This is a genomic window from Gynurincola endophyticus (assembly GCF_003991195.1).
Taxonomy (GTDB): Bacteria; Bacteroidota; Bacteroidia; order Chitinophagales; family Chitinophagaceae; genus Gynurincola; species Gynurincola endophyticus.
This window is the reverse complement of the sequence record NZ_RCWL01000002.1, coordinates 116,920-134,203: the sequence shown is the minus strand read 5'-3', so window position 1 is coordinate 134,203 and position 17,284 is coordinate 116,920. Positions and strand designations below refer to the sequence as shown.

At 39.8% G+C, this 17,284-nt stretch carries 11 protein-coding genes; 5 read left to right on the top strand and 6 right to left on the bottom strand.

The annotated features are described in order from the left end of the window. The first annotated feature begins 82 nt into the window (after nt 1-82). From D9O48_RS04530 to bshC, 5 genes are all read left to right on the top strand, one after another. Entirely contained in the window at nt 83-3,019 is a 2,937-nt protein-coding gene (locus D9O48_RS04530; protein WP_126971079.1) for a TonB-dependent receptor domain-containing protein, read from the top strand. A gap of 80 nt (nt 3,020-3,099) precedes the next feature. Continuing rightward, the gene (locus D9O48_RS04525; protein WP_126971077.1) at nt 3,100-4,572 is read left to right on the top strand and encodes an aldehyde dehydrogenase (NADP(+)); all 1,473 of its coding nucleotides are present in this window, start codon (nt 3,100-3,102) and stop codon (nt 4,570-4,572) included. 105 nt (nt 4,573-4,677) lie between these two features. Further along, nucleotides 4,678-5,730, top strand: a complete 1,053-nt coding sequence (locus D9O48_RS04520; RefSeq protein ID WP_158624815.1) for an aldose epimerase family protein — start codon at nt 4,678-4,680, stop codon at nt 5,728-5,730. Nucleotides 5,731-5,825: 95 nt separating this feature from the next. After that, a complete protein-coding gene (locus D9O48_RS04515) occupies nt 5,826-7,076 on the top strand; it encodes an NAD(P)/FAD-dependent oxidoreductase (RefSeq protein ID WP_126971073.1) in 1,251 nt (416 codons plus the stop codon). A 230-nt stretch (nt 7,077-7,306) separates the two neighbouring features. After that, on the top strand, nt 7,307-8,923 hold the full coding sequence (gene bshC / locus D9O48_RS04510; RefSeq protein WP_126971071.1) for a bacillithiol biosynthesis cysteine-adding enzyme BshC: 1,617 nt from the start codon (nt 7,307-7,309) through the stop codon (nt 8,921-8,923). Nucleotides 8,924-8,999: 76 nt separating this feature from the next. On the opposite strand, the gene D9O48_RS04505 is transcribed toward bshC, so the two are convergent. The 6 genes from D9O48_RS04505 to D9O48_RS04480 form a co-directional block, all read right to left on the bottom strand. Continuing rightward, on the bottom strand, nt 9,000-9,890 hold the full coding sequence (locus tag D9O48_RS04505) for a DUF6929 family protein (protein WP_126971069.1): 891 nt from the start codon (nt 9,888-9,890) through the stop codon (nt 9,000-9,002). A 40-nt stretch (nt 9,891-9,930) separates the two neighbouring features. Then, nucleotides 9,931-10,476 (bottom strand): 5-(carboxyamino)imidazole ribonucleotide mutase, encoded by a 546-nt coding sequence (purE, locus tag D9O48_RS04500; RefSeq protein ID WP_126971067.1) that lies wholly within the window; start codon nt 10,474-10,476, stop codon nt 9,931-9,933. Nucleotides 10,477-10,539: 63 nt separating this feature from the next. Continuing rightward, nucleotides 10,540-11,853 carry a TolC family protein gene (locus tag D9O48_RS04495; protein ID WP_158624814.1) on the bottom strand — a complete coding sequence of 438 codons (1,314 nt, stop codon included), beginning with the start codon at nt 11,851-11,853 and terminating at the stop codon, nt 10,540-10,542. A gap of 4 nt (nt 11,854-11,857) precedes the next feature. Continuing rightward, on the bottom strand, nt 11,858-14,953 hold the full coding sequence (locus D9O48_RS04490) for an efflux RND transporter permease subunit (RefSeq protein ID WP_126971063.1): 3,096 nt from the start codon (nt 14,951-14,953) through the stop codon (nt 11,858-11,860). A 9-nt stretch (nt 14,954-14,962) separates the two neighbouring features. Continuing rightward, the gene (locus D9O48_RS04485) at nt 14,963-16,006 is read right to left on the bottom strand and encodes an efflux RND transporter periplasmic adaptor subunit (RefSeq protein WP_126971061.1); all 1,044 of its coding nucleotides are present in this window, start codon (nt 16,004-16,006) and stop codon (nt 14,963-14,965) included. A gap of 127 nt (nt 16,007-16,133) precedes the next feature. After that, nucleotides 16,134-17,255, bottom strand: a complete 1,122-nt coding sequence (locus D9O48_RS04480) for a 5-(carboxyamino)imidazole ribonucleotide synthase (RefSeq protein WP_126971059.1) — start codon at nt 17,253-17,255, stop codon at nt 16,134-16,136. Nucleotides 17,256-17,284: the final 29 nt, after the last annotated feature.

Here is a 17,284-nt window from a genome sequence, read left to right as displayed (position 1 = left end):
ATATTATAGCATTAAAATAAATTTTCAATATTCATCAACTGTGGTTAAATTACGTATATTATTATTGACTAAAACTGCCCATATGAGAAAAGGCTATCAATTTATGACAGCTTTCTTACTGACTATTTTTTGTACGATTGCTGTCTACTCGCAAAACGTTACTATCTCAGGTACCGTTATCAATCAAAGAACTAAAACAACAGTTCCGGCTGTTTCGGTTACCATTAAGGGAACCGGACTGGGAACTTACACCAGCGACAAAGGTGTTTTCAGAATCAGCACTACTCAGCCTTTACCACTCACATTAGTAATTTCTTCTATTGGTTATCAAACTCGTGAAGTTGAATATACCGGTGGCGGAGAATTGAATATTGAGTTGGAAGAAGGCTCCGACCTGGGTACGGAAGTGGTGGTTTCTGCCTCCCGTTTAGCTGAAAGAATTATTGAGTCTCCCGTATCTGTTGAACGTTTGAACGCTGCTGCCGTAAGGTCATCTGCCGCACCTTCTTATTATCAGGGGCTGGCAAACATGAAAGGGGTGGATATGACTTATTCATCTATTACCTTTCCGACTTTAAGTACCAGAGGTTTTAACGGTAGCGGTAACCTCCGCTTTAATCAGTTAACGGATGGAATGGACAATCAGGCGCCTGCACTGAACTTTTCAGTTGGGGTGATTCTGGGGCCTACCGAGCTTGACATCGAAAGTGCCGAATTATTACAGGGTGCTTCTTCAGCTTTATATGGTTCAGGTGGTACCAACGGTACACTTCTGATTACCAGTAAAGACCCGTTCAAGTATCAGGGTTTTAGCTTTCAGGCTAAAACCGGTGTGAACCACGTAGATAACAAACAACGTGATATGGCAATGTATCACGATTATACTTTCCGTTGGGCTAAAAAACTTTCGGAAAAGTTTGCTGTAAAAGTTGGCGGGCAATATATGAGAGCTGCTGACTGGCAGGCTCAAGACACCAGAAATTTGAGTCGTAACAACGTTTTAAGTGAAATTAAATCCGGCGACCGTATGACCGACCCGAACTACGATGGTATCAGTGTGTTCGGTGATGAGGCTTCTGTAAGTATGCAAAGCCTTGCACAGGTAGTACGCGGTCAGGTATCTGGGGCACCGAACGGAAATATGTTGTTGGCAGGGCTGGATAACTATATTCAGGCAGGCTATACACCACAACAGATTGCAGGAGCAATGGCCGGTGATCCGAACCTTGCACCATATGTATCTTATCTGCCTTTCTTACTGGCAACTTCCGGCGTGGCCAATAATCCGTACGCAGGATTATATGGAAACCAGCTCGTAAGCAGAACCGGTTACGATGAAAGAAACCTGGTAGATTACAATGCTTATAGCATTAAAGCAAATGCAGGTTTGTATTATAAAATAACGCCGGGCATCGAAGCTTCATTGTTAGGTTACTGGGGTAAAGGTACCACTGTTTATCAGGGTGCTGACCGCTACTTCTTAAAGAACTTTATCATGGGGCAGTACCGCGCTGAAGTAAAAGCTAAAAACTGGTTTTTACGGGCGTATACATCACAGGAAAATTCCGGTGATTCTTATACCACTACGACCGCCGCTTTGGGGGTAAATGCTACCTGGAAAGGAAACACCGATTGGTTCAGCCAATATTCCGGCACTTATGGTGCTGCAGCATTGGGAATTATTCCGAACCCTGCTAACCCGGGTACTTTCTTACCGGTAATGAATCCGCAGACTGCACATGGATTAGCACGTCAGCAAGCAGACGGTGGAAGGTTTTTACCAGGATCACAAGATTTTAATAATGCATTATCTAATGTCACCAGCATTGATATTAAAGATGGCGGTGCTAAATTCTCTGATAAATCAGCCTTATATCACTTTGAAGGACAATACAATTTATCAGAACAAATCAAATTTGTAGATGTACTGGTAGGTGCAAACTATCGTATTTATCACCTGAATTCAAGAGGTACGATTTTCGCCGATACTACCGGACCGATTAATATTGGTGAATACGGTGGTTATGTACAATTACAAAAGAAATTGTTCAACGATGTATTAAAACTGACAGCTACCGGCCGTTATGATAAATCTAAAAACTTTGACGGACGCTTTACGCCACGTGTAACTGCATTGATACAGGTAGCGAAAGACAATAACATCCGTTTAAGCTATCAGCAGGCTTATCGTTTTCCTTCTACACAGGATCAATACATTAACTTAAACGTTCCGGGTGCACGTTTAATCGGTGGTTTGCCACAGTTCCAGCAATTCTTTGAGTTCGATACTCGTCCGGTATATACTGCCGAAAGTATTGCAGCTTTCAGAAGTGCTTATGCTGCCGGTAATGTTGACCCTACTTTATTAAAGCAGGCTACTTTCAAAGAGTTAAAACCTGAGATTGCCAATTCATACGAAATCGGTTATCGCGGTTTAGTTACTAATAACTTATTGATCGATGCTTACTTGTACTTCTGTAATTACGAAAACTTTATCGGAAGAACAGCTGTAGGCAGAGCCATGGCTACACCGGGTGCCAGTATTGTTAACCCATTGACCAGTGAAAACTATTCATCTCCTCAAAACTCTGAAAACCGCGTAAAAGCTGTTGGTTGGGGTATCGGTGGTGAATATCGTTTCCCGGGAACGTTCTTCCTGAAAGCAAACGTATCCGGTGACCAGTTACGTGATGTTCCTCCGGGTTTGGTTACTTTCTTCAACACACCTAAAGTACGTTATAATGTAGGGGTAGGTGCTGAAAGCATTAGAATGTCTCGCTGGGGCTTTAACATTGCCTACAGATGGCAGGATGCTGTTCAATGGCAAAGTACCTTTGCGTCTGGTATGATTGATGCATACGGAACAGTAGATGCTCAGGTAAACTATAAATTGCCTAATATTAAAAGTTTTATTAAATTAGGTGCATCAAACGTATTGAATAAATACTATGTAAGTGCTCTAGGTAACCCGGCTATTGGCGGTGTATACTATGTTAGCTTCGCTTACAATGTATTCTAAGATATTAAAAAAGTCTACCGAAAAGTGTCGCCATAAAGCGGCACTTTTTTTTTGACTATTTTTGCTTAAACAGTTTCATTATGATACAAACAGCTACCATGGGAGACTCTGTTGCAAATGCTTATCAGGCATTTCTTGCTTATAGAAACTTATCCTATGCCGGAAGAGCAAAGCTATTGAATCATATAGCTGATGCGCTGGCATCAAATGCGAACGACCTGATTGCGATTGCTGCAGAAGAAACAAACCTGAACCCAGCCCGATTAAAAACAGAGTTGAACAGAACCTGTTTTCAATTACGTTCATACGGGGAAGCTGCTGCTAAAGGATTGGTGTTTGATAATACGATAGATGTGGGAACTACAGGTAATTCTCAGGTAAATATAGATATCAGAAAAACGGTTGTTCCAATAGGCGTGGTGGCTGTTTTCGGGGCTTCTAATTTTCCTTTTGCGTACTCTACTCCCGGAGGAGATACGGCCTCAGCCCTCGCTGCGGGTTGTACGGTAGTGATTAAACCACATCCGGCACATTTTAAAACATCCCTGGCGGTTGCAAAAATAATGAAGGAGGTTTTGGCACAACTCCATCTGCCCGGCTCCATCATTACACATCTGGAAGATGCTTCTACTGAAGCCGGTATTGAACTGGTAAAACATCCTCTGATAAAAGCTGTTGGTTTTACAGGTTCTCTGAATGGAGGTAAGGCCTTGTATGATATTGCACAACAAAGAGTGCAACCTATTCCTGTGTTTGCCGAAATGGGAAGTGTGAATCCCGTGTTTCTTTTTCCTAACCGGCTAGCGCAATCCGCACCTAAATATGTTGGTGTACTGGCCGGAGCAATTACCGGAAGCGTTGGTCAGTTTTGTACGCAACCCGGAATTATCGTCGGTATTGATTCTCCTGCTTTGGAACAGTTCAAATCTTTACTGGTAGCAGATTTAAACACAATTCCGCCCGCTAAAATGTTGCATCAGGGTATTGCAGATTCTTTTGCAAAATACCGTCAACTGTTCTTAGATAAAACCACTACTGAACTACTTACAAAAGAGCAATATTTTGAACATGATATGGCAATACCTACTCTGATTGAAGTGAGTGCTGCAGATTTTATCAATGATAACAGTTTACAGCATGAAGTATTTGGCCCCGTGTCATTACTGGTTCGTTGTGCGAACGAACAGGAAATGGTACAGATTGCTTATCTGATGAAAGGTCAGCTAACAACAACTATAGTGGCAAATCATCTGGATGTGGAAGACTATAAAGAAGCTATTCACCTTATTGCTGAAGTGGGAGGAAGAGTAATATGGAATGGTGTACCTACCGGAGTAGAAGTTTGTTTAAGTATGCACCATGGCGGAGATTTTCCGGCTACTACCGATTCACGCTTCACAGCTGTTGGTGCTGATGCTATCAAAAGATGGGGAAAAATCAAATGCTATCAGAACTTTCCGCAGGAATTACTGCCTCCACCTGTACAGAATAAAAATTCCTGGCAAATATGGAGAAGAATTAATAATGAATATTCCAAATCTGACCTGGATTGATTATTTTAACAATAAAAAATGCGCCTTCCCCAAATCCTTATTCTTTTAACTTTAATGATCATTGTTAGTTGCAATGACGAAAATGAAGAAACGAAACCTCCAGAAATGAACCAAGCAGAAATAAATGTACCGGTTGAAACAATTGGATCAATCAATGGTGTTGATGTAAAAGCTTATACGATCAGTAACAACAATAATCTGAGTATGACGGTGTTGAATTATGGAGGAATTGTACAAAGCCTGTTGGTACCGGATAGAGAAGGAAAGATGGGAAACGTGGTACTTGGCTATGAAAAACCCGAAGGGTATTTACAAGAAGGTAATCCATACTTCGGCGCATTAATCGGTAGATATGCAAACAGAATTGCCAATGGAAAGTTTTCTATCGGAGACAAAGAATATAAACTCACCGTAAATAACGATCCTAATACATTACACTCGGGTGAACATGGTTTTCATAATGACTTCTGGATAGTTGAACCACTCAGCAATTCGAGTTTATTACTGAAGTATACTTCTGCTGACGGACAAGAAGGTTTCCCCGGTAAACTTACCGTGGAAGTGATATATATACTCACCGATAACAATGAATGGATTATTGATTATACGGCAAGAACAGATAAAGCCACGCCTGTTAACTTAACCCAACATACCTATTTCAATCTGAATGCATTTCAAAATGCAGCCGATGTATTGAATCACGAAGTGTATTTTAATGTTACTCATTATACGCCGGTGAATGAATATTTAATTCCTACAGGTGAAATCGCTACCGTGAAAAGTACTCCGTTTGATTTCAGCGAGCCGAAAGTATTAGGTACTGTGATAGGTGCTTTAAAGGGAGGTTTTGATCATAATCTCATTTTTCAAAAAGAAAGGGCAATGGATAAGCCGGTAGCGATCATTAAAGACGCATCTTCCGGAAGAAAAGTTACCATGTATACCACTGAACCCGCAGTGCAGTTTTTTACTGGCGGTGTATTAGACGGTAGCCTTATCCATACACACCACCAACGCAATTACCCGCAATTTGCAGGTTTTTGTCTGGAAGCGCAGCATTATCCGAACAGTCCCAATCAATCGAATTTTCCTGATGTAATTCTCAGACCGGGCGAAACTTATTTCCAAAAAACAATATATCGGTTTGGTATTGAATAATTTCGCTGTTTATTTCTTTTTTATCTATTTGAACTTAGTTAAATTCACATCGATTTTTAAGCTCAATTAAAAGTCTATCCTTAACACCTTCAAACATGAGAAAAAAGATTACAATTGTAGGTGGTGGAATTATTGGTCTCTGTTCCGCCTATTACCTGCATAACGATGGCTATGACGTAACTGTTATTGAACGGGGAGATATTACAGACGGTACTTCTTTTGGAAATGCCGGATATGTTTCTCCCAGTCACATTCACCCTCTTCCATCTCCGGGCATTATTGCTAAGGGATTACGTTGGATGATGAGTTCAACTTCTCCTTTTTATATTAAACCCAGAGCTAACTGGGATTTAGTACAGTGGGGGCTTACTTTCTGGAAAAATGCTAACCATGATACGATGCACCGTAACTCACCGCATCTCGATCGTTTATTGAAATTGAGCAGAGAGTTGATGAATGATGTGCGTGATGATATTGGTAATGAATTTCATATGGAGGAAAAGGGAATTCTGAACGTTTATAAAAGCGAGGCGCTTGAAAAAAATGAGATCCGCTTAGCTAAAGAAGCAGCCGACTACGGAATTGAAACCAGAATACTGAATGCAAAAGAATTACAGGATCTTGAACCTGAAGTGGAAATACTGGCGAGAGGTGCTGTGTGGTATCCGATAGATGCGCATATACATCCGGGAAAGTTTGTAATGCACTTACATAAACACCTGGCAGCAAAAGGTGTGGAGTTTGTTCTGAATGCAGATGTACTCAACTTTGAAACCAATGGTTCTAAAATTACTTCAGTCATAACTACTAAAGGAAAATATCCGGTAGAAGAGTTGGTATTAAGCCCCGGGGCATGGTTACCGGTTCTTACAAAAAAATTAGGAATTCATCTTATTTTGCAGGCAGGTAAAGGGTACTCGATGACTTTTGAAAAACCTGCTGTGAATTTAAGACACCCTGCTATTTTAGTAGATGGCCGTGTGGCTATGACACCAATGGGCCCTGATCTCAGAATGGGAGGAACGATGGAAATAAGTGGATTAGACTCTCCCAAACTTTTTAAAAGAGCCCGTGCTATTTATGATGCTGCAATGACTTATTATCCGAACCTTCCGGTAACATTTCCGGGAACAGATAAAATCTGGAGTGGCCTGAGACCGTTGAGCCCGGACGGTTTACCTTATATCGGAAAACATAGTAAGTACGATAACCTGGTAATAGCCGGCGGACATGCCATGATCGGCGTATCAATGGCAACAGGAACCGGAAAAATAGTGAATGAGTTAATTGCCGGCAGGCCTACATCCATAGACATCAGCGCATATAACGTAGAGCGTTATAAATAAAAAATTATCGCTGTTAACCCGAACTAATCAGGGTTAGCAGCGTTTTTTATTTTGTATGGTTGAAAATCAGTGAAGCGCTTCAATTGGCTGTGTCGCTGTGTGATAGGAAATCTGCGTAATAAATGGCTCAGAATAAATTAAACATTCTACAGTGTACGTAGCGATGGAATTAAATAATTTTAACGATCTTTTCAACCAAAAAAACGTAATCTTGTTATAATTCCGAAAAGATGGATGAGTTTATGATGAATACTTCAATTAACAACGTTTCGCTCGAAAGTACAGGCTATTTTTCTAAATTGATGCTTGACTATGTTCAATCGCATCCATCTGTGTCAGGCTTATACGATTATCCGATGAATGAAGAAGGTTTGTTGAATGCGTTAAAAAATAAGCAGCAACAAACAATTAACAGAAATGTTCTTGCAGAAGTATTAAAAGAGCAATATCAGTTACTGTCTACTACCGACCTTGTACAGCAAAATATAGATGCACTGCTCGAGGAAAATACGTTTACAATATGTACCGCGCATCAACCGAGTTTATTTACGGGTAACTTGTACTTTATCTATAAAATTGCTCAAACGATCAGTTTAGCAAAATCAATGTCTGCCAAATATCCTGAATACCGTTTTGTACCGGTTTTCTGGATGGGTTCAGAAGATGCGGATCTTGACGAGTTAGGATATGTTTATCTGAATGGAGAAACATTGCGCTGGGATACCAAACAAACCGGCGCTGTAGGCAGAATGAGTAATAAAGGAATTGATACACTTATACAGCGTCTTGAAAACGAGCTGAGTGTTCAGTCGTATGGTAATGAACTAATTGATTTATTAAAACGATGTTACCGGCCGGATGAAAATTTTCAGCAAGCTACTTTCCGTTTGATTAATGAACTGTTTCAGCAATGGGGCGTAGTCGTATTGATTCCTGATCATCCGGCCTTAAAAAAAGAAATGCAACAAATCTTCGAAGATGATTTAACTACACAACAACCATCTGAGATTGTTGCCAAAACAATTGCGCAAATTCCCTCTCAATATAAAATTCAGGCAAATCCACGTTCTGTAAATCTTTTTTATCTCACAGAAGGTATCAGAAACCTGATTGTGTTTGAAAACAATCTTTATTGGGTAAAAGGCACTGAATTACAATTTACACAGGCAGCTTTACTGGAAGAATTACATACTCATCCTGAAAGGTTTTCTCCCAACGTAATTTTGCGTGGATTGTTTCAGGAGAAAATCCTTCCTAATATTGCTACAATCGGTGGAGGTGGAGAAACTGCTTATTGGTTAGAATTAAAAGACCTGTTTAAGCATTATGAGATTCCGTATCCGGTACTGGTATTGAGAAATAGCTTTTTATGGATGGATACAGATCAGGTAAAAATTCAGCAGAAATATAATATTAGTAATGAGGAAATGTTTTTACCTACACAACAGCTGTATGCTGCGCTAACTAAAAAACAAACCGACAAAGACTTTAGCACGCAGAAAGAATGGGATGAAATGAATGCTATTTATCAGCGTTTAAAAGAAAAGGCTGCACAGATTGATAAAAGTTTGGTGCAACATATCAGTGCATTACAGGTAAATGCTGAAAGAAAATTGAATACTTTAGAAAAAAAGTTATTTAAATCTGAACGGCAAAGTTTTGAGCAGCTTAACCGTCAGGTAGAAAAGTGGAAAAAAGAATTGTTCCCCAAAAACGGATTACAGGAAAGAGTAGAGAATTTTTTACCGTTTTATGCAAAGTATGGTAAAGAATTTATTGAAATCATTGTTGAAAAATCTCCGGCATTATCTAACGAATTTATCATAATAAAAGAAGAGGTGGTTTAGAAACCACCTCTTCTTTTATATTAGTCAATAAGATTGCTCTGTTTTGATCATCAGATAAAATGAGCAATCTGTTGTATTAGTGTTGAACAACACCGTCTTCCTTTAATTTGAGTTTATACAAAGTAGTATAACCATTCTGGTGATGTGAAAGTAACTGAATTTTGATACGATCTACTTTCTCAGATTGTACACAAACACTTTCAACATTACATTGTTCAAAGTCTTCGATGTGTTTATTGAGAACAATCAGTTCATTTACTTTCATATGTTTTCTACCAACTTTTCTCGATGCGTTTTCGATAATGCCCAAATAGTTAATGCTATGTTCTTTTGAAGTATGAGCAGTAAATAACAACCAGTCATTTTCAGGAGCATAAGCAAAATCTGTCAGATGGAAGGGGGCGGTCGGTTTATCCGGAAATTCTATTGGTAAAATACTAATAGGAATAGAAGATGGTTTTTTCCAGAATTTATTTTTAACGATAATGAGTTTTGGAACTTCCACTTCGTTAGTAGGTTGATGTGCTAAGATGATCTGATCATCCGGAAAAGTAGCAGCAGCAATGATGTTGGGATTTTTGATACCAGCTTTTTCAATTTGTTGGAAAAGAAGTGTCAGGTCGAGATCTTCTTTGTGTAAACTGTCGAGATTGAAAAGAATACCGTATTTGCTGTATGGTTCGTTGCCGCCATTTCCTAAAACCAATAAACGCGGGATAGAGTTTACTTCAACAATAGTGTTGGTGGCTAAACCCGGTTCGATGGAAGGGAGATGAAATTTACCTTGTGTAGGTATTTTTGGCTGGTGAAACAAATTAGCCTGTTCGTGATTCCTCCAGTTCTTATTCGTATTCAGAATATCACTGGTTTTTTGGTCAATAATCCACAACTTGTTATCGTGAAATTGTAAATGAGTTCCCAATTTCACATTTTCTAGCTCTTTGGCTTTAAATACTTTTACTTTCATACAGGTATAATTTCAAACATGCTAATGGTACCGTGAAAGATTAGTTTTTCTTCGAATCAAATTCGTTAGGGAATCCTTTTGATTGAAGGTTTTTTACTTTTGTTAATACTTCGGCTTCCAGCTGAGATTTGTAATCTGCTACTTTTTCTCCGATAGATGCTTCAAAGGCCCCGATGATGGAACCAGCTAAAATACCGGCATTTTTGGCCGCATTTAAAGCTACTGTTGCAACAGGGATGCCATTCGGCATTTGTAGAATAGATAACACAGAATCCCAACCATCAATACTATTAGATGATTTGATTGGAACACCTATGACGGGTAAATGAGTAAGTGAAGCGACCATTCCTGGTAAATGTGCGGCACCGCCGGCGCCGGCAATGATGACTTTAATTCCTCTCCCAGCAGCTTTCTGTGCATATTCCACCATTCTTAGTGGTGTTCTATGCGCCGAAACTACCGTTAATTCATAACCAATCCCAAACGCTGATAATACATTTGCCGCAGCCTCCATTATAGGCAAATCGCTGTCGCTGCCCATAATGATGCCTACCTGAATAGGATGGTTCTTTTCAGTAGATACCATTTATTTTGATTTTACTAATTAGCTTTCACGCTATGGCCGCAATAATTATTTTGCAAACCTACGTTATTTTATCAAATCTCCCTTCAATTTTAGAAGTTCGGTTTCTGCTAATTTAGTATTATATCGGGCCTGAATCAACCTGTTATAGCCATCTTCAAGGCTTTTTTGGGCTTCTCTGAGCTCCAGATTGGTAGTGACCCCTTGCTTAAAGCGGGCCATGGCGATTTGTACGTTTTCTTGTGCCAGCTGTATATTTTGCTCTTCTAAGTCAAGCATTTGTAAAGATGTCTGATAGTTTTTGAACTGATTATTGAGTGCCAGATGAACGAGACTTCTCTGACGTTCCAGCTCCAGCTCACTCGCTGTTAATGCATAGTTTGCACGAAGAATATTTTTTCGAACGGTAAATTTATTAAATAAGGGAATGTTGACACTTAATCCATAGTTCAACCCCAGGTTTCTGTTAAACAAAGGGGTGAAGTTGTTGATAACCGTCTGGTTTTCTGTTCTGGAAAAGTTGTAAGCTGTATTCCAGGTAACGGTAGGATAGCGGTCTGCTTTATTTTCTTTCACCCATAATTGCGCCAGCTGAACATTTTGTCTGGCAATCGCCAAACTCCAGTTAGTGCGCTCCGCATCATCGTGCAAATCGCCTAAAACAAGACTTTCATTAAACGGAATACTATCATATACATCGTATTGAGCATTGTTATCAACGCGCATAATCTGATTCAACGTTTCTTTTAACTGTTCAATCAAAGTACGCTGTTGAATCAGCAAACTTTGTTGAGCATTTAAGTCTACCCTGGCTTGTAAAAGCTCAGGCTTACTTCCTAAACCTACGCTTACTTTTTTCTCTGCCAGTACAACACGTTCTTTATTGAGGTCTATCAGCTCGAGCGTAGCTTTCAACTGTTGTTTCTGACGAACAATGTCGTAATAAGTAGCGATTAACTGGGCTAAGCTTTCTGTAATCTGATTTTTCAACTGATAACCTGCTAATATATTCTGCTGATCATAGCGCTCTCTTAGTACAAACATTTTCATACCGTCGAATAAAGTCCAGTTTAATGCCACTGCCCCTTGCATATTACTGGAGCGGATATTAGGGCTACCTCTTTCTTCGCCGTTGGCCAATAATTGTTTCTGGTCGTTTTTATTCCAGGTTTTTGTACCGGTAGCATTTAATACCGGTAAAAAAAGTGCATAAGCATATTCACGGTCAACTGCAACATTCAGCGAATCGTTTTTCGCTAAAAGAATATCGTAGTTGCGCTCGAGCGTAACCTGAATGGCTTGTTCAAGACTTAACTTTTCTTGTGCGGTGGATGTAATGGATAGCAACAAAAACAGGTATATAAAGAATGATTTTTTCATTGATTTAATTTTCATCTGGGATCTGATCAAGATTGCCTGATTCAAATACATTTTTTGCTTTCTTTTTAGATAAATAAGTATACATAGACGGTACTACATATAATGTAAGTACAAGCGAGAACATAATACCACCTACGATTACAATACCTAACGGAATACGGCTGGTAGCTGCAGCACCCAATGACAATGCAATCGGTAAAGCACCTAATGCCATTGCAAGGCTGGTCATCAGGATGGGTCTTAAACGCATTTTCGAGGCATAAGCTACTGCACTGATGGCTGGCATATTTTCTTCTCTTTTCTGATTGGCAAATTCAACAATCAGAATACCGTTCTTTGTTACCAGACCAATCAGCATGATCATACCAATCTGAGAGAAGATATTAATTGTCTGATCAAAATACCACAAGGCCAGTACAGCACCCGCGATTGCCAGCGGAACTGTAAACAGGATGATTAACGGATCTACAAAGCTTTCGAACTGTGCGGCCAGTACCAGATAAATTAATACAAGCGCCAGTACAAACGCAAATAAAGTGTTTCCTGAACTTTCTGCATAATCACGCGAAGCACCTGATAATTCAACTGCAAATGTTTCATCTAATAACTGATCTTTGATTGAATACATCATCTCTATTCCTTCTCCCAATGTTTTACCGGGAGCAAGACCCGCTGAAATAGTAGCAGATTTATAGCGGTTGAAGTGGTACAAACTCGGTGGAGTAGTAGCTTCTTCAATACTTACGAGATTGTCTAAAGAAATCATTTCACCTCTGGTATTTTTTACATAGAGGTTTCTTAAATCGGTCGGATCATCTCTGTCGCTGCGCGCCACTTGCCCGATTACCTGATATTGTTTGCCTTCTTTATAAAAATATCCGAGACGAAGATTACTAAAAGCAAGTTGTAATGTCTGAGAAATATCAGCTACGCTCACACCCAATTGTGATGCTTTGATACGATCTATCTCAATTCTTAATTCAGGTTTATTGAATTTTAAATCTACATCTACATTCAGGAATATACCAGACCGGTTGGCTTCTTCTAAAAATTCGGGAAGTATAGATGTTAGTTTTTCAAAATTATTATTCTGTATCACAAACTGAACCGGTAATCCGCCTCTTCTGTTTACCTGAATGGTTTGTTCCTGAATGGCGAATGCTCTACCGATCGTATAATTTTTCAGATTCCTGTTAACCATGTCAACAATCTCTTCCTGCGAGCGTTCACGTTCTTCCGGATCGTTTAATGTTACCCTTACCGTACCGGTGTTTGCACCCCCTGTACCTGAAAATCCGGGAGAAGTAATGGAAAGAATAATCTTTTTCTCAGGTACTGAATCTAATAGAAAATCAGATAGCTGATAAACATACTGGTCCATTAAATCATAACTGGTTCCTTCCGGTGCGCTTAACGATAGTCTGAACTGACTACGGTCTTCCATTGGTGCCAATTCCGATTTCAGTCCTTTTCCAAGAAAGTAAATCAAACCAAAACAGATCACCGTGATCACTAATGCCAATGATCTTCTTTTTAAGAACCAGTTTAATGATTTGTAATAGCTGTTTTCCATCCATAAGAAGAACGGTTCTGTTTTATCATAAAACCAGCTGTTCTTATGTGTTTTTCTGGCCATTTTTACGTTTAGTACCGGTGTGAGGGTTAAACTCACAAATGCAGAGATCAATACTGCTCCGGCCACCACGATACCGAATTCACGGAAAAGGCGTCCTACAAACCCTTCTAAGAATACGATTGGTAAAAAGATAATTGCGAGTGTAATCGAAGTTGCAATTACCGCAAAGTAAATTTCCTTGGATCCTTCCAGTGCAGCTTTATGCCTGTTCATACCTGCTTCCATCTTTTTATAGATGTTTTCGGTTACAACAATACCATCATCCACTACCAGACCGGTAGCCAATACAATGCCTAACAAGGAAAGTACATTGATGGTAAATCCGCACAGATACATGATAAAAAATGCACCGATTAATGAAATCGGAATGTCAATCAACGGACGGAAAGCAATTAACCAGTCTCTGAAGAATAAATAGATGATCAGTACTACCAGTACAAGTGCAATGATGAGCGTTTCTTCTACTTCACTGATCGATCGTTTAATGAAGCGGGTTTGGTCTAAACCGATGTTCAATGTGATATCGGCAGGTAATTCCGCTTTCAGTTCTTCATATCTTTTATAAAATTCATTAGAGATAGATACATAGTTAGAACCCGGTTGTGGTACAATTGCCAGCGCAATCATAGGAATACCACTTTCACGTAGCGATGACTCTTCGTTTTCGGGTCCTAAAATGGCTTCGGCTACATCACTTAAACGAACGGTTGTACCGGTTCCGCTGGCAACGATGACGTTATTAAAATCATCTTCTGTAAATAATCTGCCAAAGGTTCTTAAGCTTAATTCGGTTTGGTTACCTGAAATTTTTCCTGAAGGAAGTTCTACGTTTTCTCTTGCCAAAGCATTCTGGATATCACGTGGAGTAATGCCATATGCTGACATTTTAGAAGGATTAAACCAGATACGCATTGCATATCTTTTTTCTCCCCAGATCTGAATACCGCTTACTCCCGGAATGGTTTGCAGGCGTTCTACCAATACGTTTTGTGCATATTCGGTTAATTGCAACGGATTTTTGGTTGTACTCTGCACCGTCATAGAGATAATCGCATCTGAGCTGGCGTCTGCTTTTGAAACTACCGGATCGGAAGGGATATCGTCGGGCAATTGTCTTTTTGCGCGGGATACTTTATCTCTTACATCATTGGCCGCTGCTTCAAGGTCAACACCTAATTCAAACTCCACATTGATTCTTGAACTACCCTGGCTAGAGGTTGAAGTAATATTTTTAACACCGGGAATGCCGTTGATTTCTTTTTCTAAAGGTTCGGTAATTTGTGATTCAACGATTTCGGCATTGGCGCCGGGGTAGGAGGTGGATACGTTCACATTCGGCGGATCAATGGCAGGATAATCTCTCACCCCCAGAAAGGTGAAGCCAATGATACCGAAGATCACGATCAGTATATTCATCACGGTTGCCAGTACCGGCCTCCGTAAACTTAGTTCTGAAATATTCATGAAATATTTTTAGTCAACTTTCGATAATTCAATTTTACTATTCGGTCGGATGGTCATCAGCGATGTAACGATAATGGTATCGCCCGGAAGAATACCGCTTAATATTTGTACATAAGAAGCATCTCTGATACCGGTCGTTACCGTCGTCGGAACACCTTTTCCGTCGCGGTAAACAATCACTTGTTTATCTCTGGCCTGTGGAATAATTGCCTGCGTCGGAACTACCAGTTGTACATCCTGATCAGCGAATGCCAGATTTACTCTTGCAAATGCACCGGGTGACAGGTGTTGATCGTGACCGGTAATGGTGGCACGCACTTTCAGTGTTCTGGTATTGGTTTCAATAGTGGTTTCTGTAGCAATCACTTTTGCCTGATAGGGCTTTACATTACCGGCAACGTAAAATTCAATGTTTTTGCCGATACGGATATGATTGCTATATTTTTCAGGAATCGAAAACTCCAGCTTCAACTGGTTTACCTGACTGATTGTAGTGATTAAAGTAGTAGGAGTGATATAAGCGCCGGGAGAAATATTTCTTAATCCCATTCTGCCGTCATAAGGCGCGCGAACTTCTGTTCTGCGGATATTTACATTTACCAGATCGATATCAGCTTTCAGATTGTTTACATCCAATTCGCTTAAATCGTATTCCTGTTGAGAAACTCCTGATATGGTCAATAATTCTTTCTGACGTGAAGCTGTTTGTTCTGCAATAGATAACTGAACCTGTAGTTTTTTCAGTTGAGCCTGCAGGTCTTCGTCGAATAGTTTTACTAAAACCTGTCCTTTTTTAACCTGACCACCTTCCGGAATATTAATGGCTACGACTCTTCCGGAAATTTCAGACATTACATCTGTTTGTTCATAAGGCAAAATCGTGCCTGGTGCATCCAGCTTTTCATCTACCCCCAAAGATTTAGCAACAAACCCTTCGGCAATAATTGTCGAATTTCGGGCAGCGGGTGCTTCTGTTTTTTTTGCTTCCCCTTTGCAGGCAATCAACCCTGTGATTACTAATAGAGACCAGGAAAAGACCGGTATTTTTCTCATATTTGCTTAGTTGGTGTTGATGGTCAAACCATCAAACTATTTTGAACCGTTTAGTGATATATAGCAGACGATAAAAATACGTCATACGTTGCAATCAACATCAACTAAGCACCATGAATTCAGGAAATTAAGCCTTCACTTTCAAAATATTTTTAATGCGATTGGCTTTGAAGGTGAGATCTTGCATCTCTTTATGAATGATAGTGATATGTCCCATCTTTCTACCAGGCTTGGTTTGTGCCTTTCCGTAAATATGCACAAACACATTATCCATTTTTAATATTTCTTCCATATTTTCATATACTGCATCCCCGCTGTATCCTTCTTCTCCCAGCAAATTTACAATGGCTGCCGGTAAAATATGTTCGGTATTACCGAGTGGATATTGTAATAAAATTCTCCACAACATATCGAATTGTGAACTGTAATTGGCTTCAATTGTATGGTGACCGCTATTGTGTACGCGCGGAGCCGTTTCATTTACTAATACTTTACCATCAGTATCAACGAATAGTTCCACGGCAAAAATACCCGGGCTATTCAATCCTTTTACCACTGCCAGTGAAACCGCTTCAATGGTCCATAAAATACGCTCGGGCAGCTGAGCCGGCGCCAATTGATAATCTAAAAGATTCAATTTAGGATCAAAAACCATATCTACTGCCGGATACAAGGCCGTTTCACCTTTTTCGTTAATCGCAATAATCTGTGCAATTTCTTTACCTACATTGACCATTTTTTCAAGAACTGCCGGAGCATCAAATCCTTTGGATATGTCAACGGCAGATTGCAATACCTGTACACCTTTTCCATCATAACCGCCTTCACCGATCTTGTGTACTGCCGGTAAAAAAGAGGCATTTTCGCTCAAAGCCTGTAAGTTCTCCGTAACGATAAAAGGAGAGGTAGGAATCTGAAGATCACTATAAAACTGCTTCTGGGTAATCTTATTTTTGATGATTCGCAATGCAGCCGGACGGGGGTAAACTCTTACACCTTCTTTTTCCAATTGCTCCAAAGCTTCTATATTTACCGCTTCAATTTCAATGGTAATCGCATCCAGCCCTTTACCGAACTGATAAACCGCTTCATAATCTTTGATATCTCCTTTCACAAAGTGGTGACATAAGTGTGCTGAAGGGCAGTTTGCATCATTTTCTAATACATAAGTTTCTACCGGATAATTAGCAGCAGCCTGTAATAACATTCTACCTAATTGTCCGCCTCCTAAAATTCCTACTTTTTGCATGATTAAAACTTGAGTGGCGAAAGTAGAAA

What these genes read in the sequence shown, in the direction of transcription:
- bshC (WP_126971071.1), top strand. Translation starts at nt 7,307, where the DNA reads ATGGATGAGTTTATGATGAATACTTCAATTAACAACGTTTCGCTCGAA.
- D9O48_RS04505 (WP_126971069.1), bottom strand. Translation starts at nt 9,890, where the DNA reads ATGAAAGTAAAAGTATTTAAAGCCAAAGAGCTAGAAAATGTGAAATTG.
- D9O48_RS04525 (WP_126971077.1), top strand. Translation starts at nt 3,100, where the DNA reads ATGATACAAACAGCTACCATGGGAGACTCTGTTGCAAATGCTTATCAG.
- D9O48_RS04495 (WP_158624814.1), bottom strand. Translation starts at nt 11,853, where the DNA reads ATGAAAAAATCATTCTTTATATACCTGTTTTTGTTGCTATCCATTACA.
- purE (WP_126971067.1), bottom strand. Translation starts at nt 10,476, where the DNA reads ATGGTATCTACTGAAAAGAACCATCCTATTCAGGTAGGCATCATTATG.
- D9O48_RS04485 (WP_126971061.1), bottom strand. Translation starts at nt 16,006, where the DNA reads ATGAGAAAAATACCGGTCTTTTCCTGGTCTCTATTAGTAATCACAGGG.
- D9O48_RS04490 (WP_126971063.1), bottom strand. Translation starts at nt 14,953, where the DNA reads ATGAATATTTCAGAACTAAGTTTACGGAGGCCGGTACTGGCAACCGTG.
- D9O48_RS04480 (WP_126971059.1), bottom strand. Translation starts at nt 17,255, where the DNA reads ATGCAAAAAGTAGGAATTTTAGGAGGCGGACAATTAGGTAGAATGTTA.
- D9O48_RS04515 (WP_126971073.1), top strand. Translation starts at nt 5,826, where the DNA reads ATGAGAAAAAAGATTACAATTGTAGGTGGTGGAATTATTGGTCTCTGT.
- D9O48_RS04530 (WP_126971079.1), top strand. Translation starts at nt 83, where the DNA reads ATGAGAAAAGGCTATCAATTTATGACAGCTTTCTTACTGACTATTTTT.
- D9O48_RS04520 (WP_158624815.1), top strand. Translation starts at nt 4,678, where the DNA reads ATGAACCAAGCAGAAATAAATGTACCGGTTGAAACAATTGGATCAATC.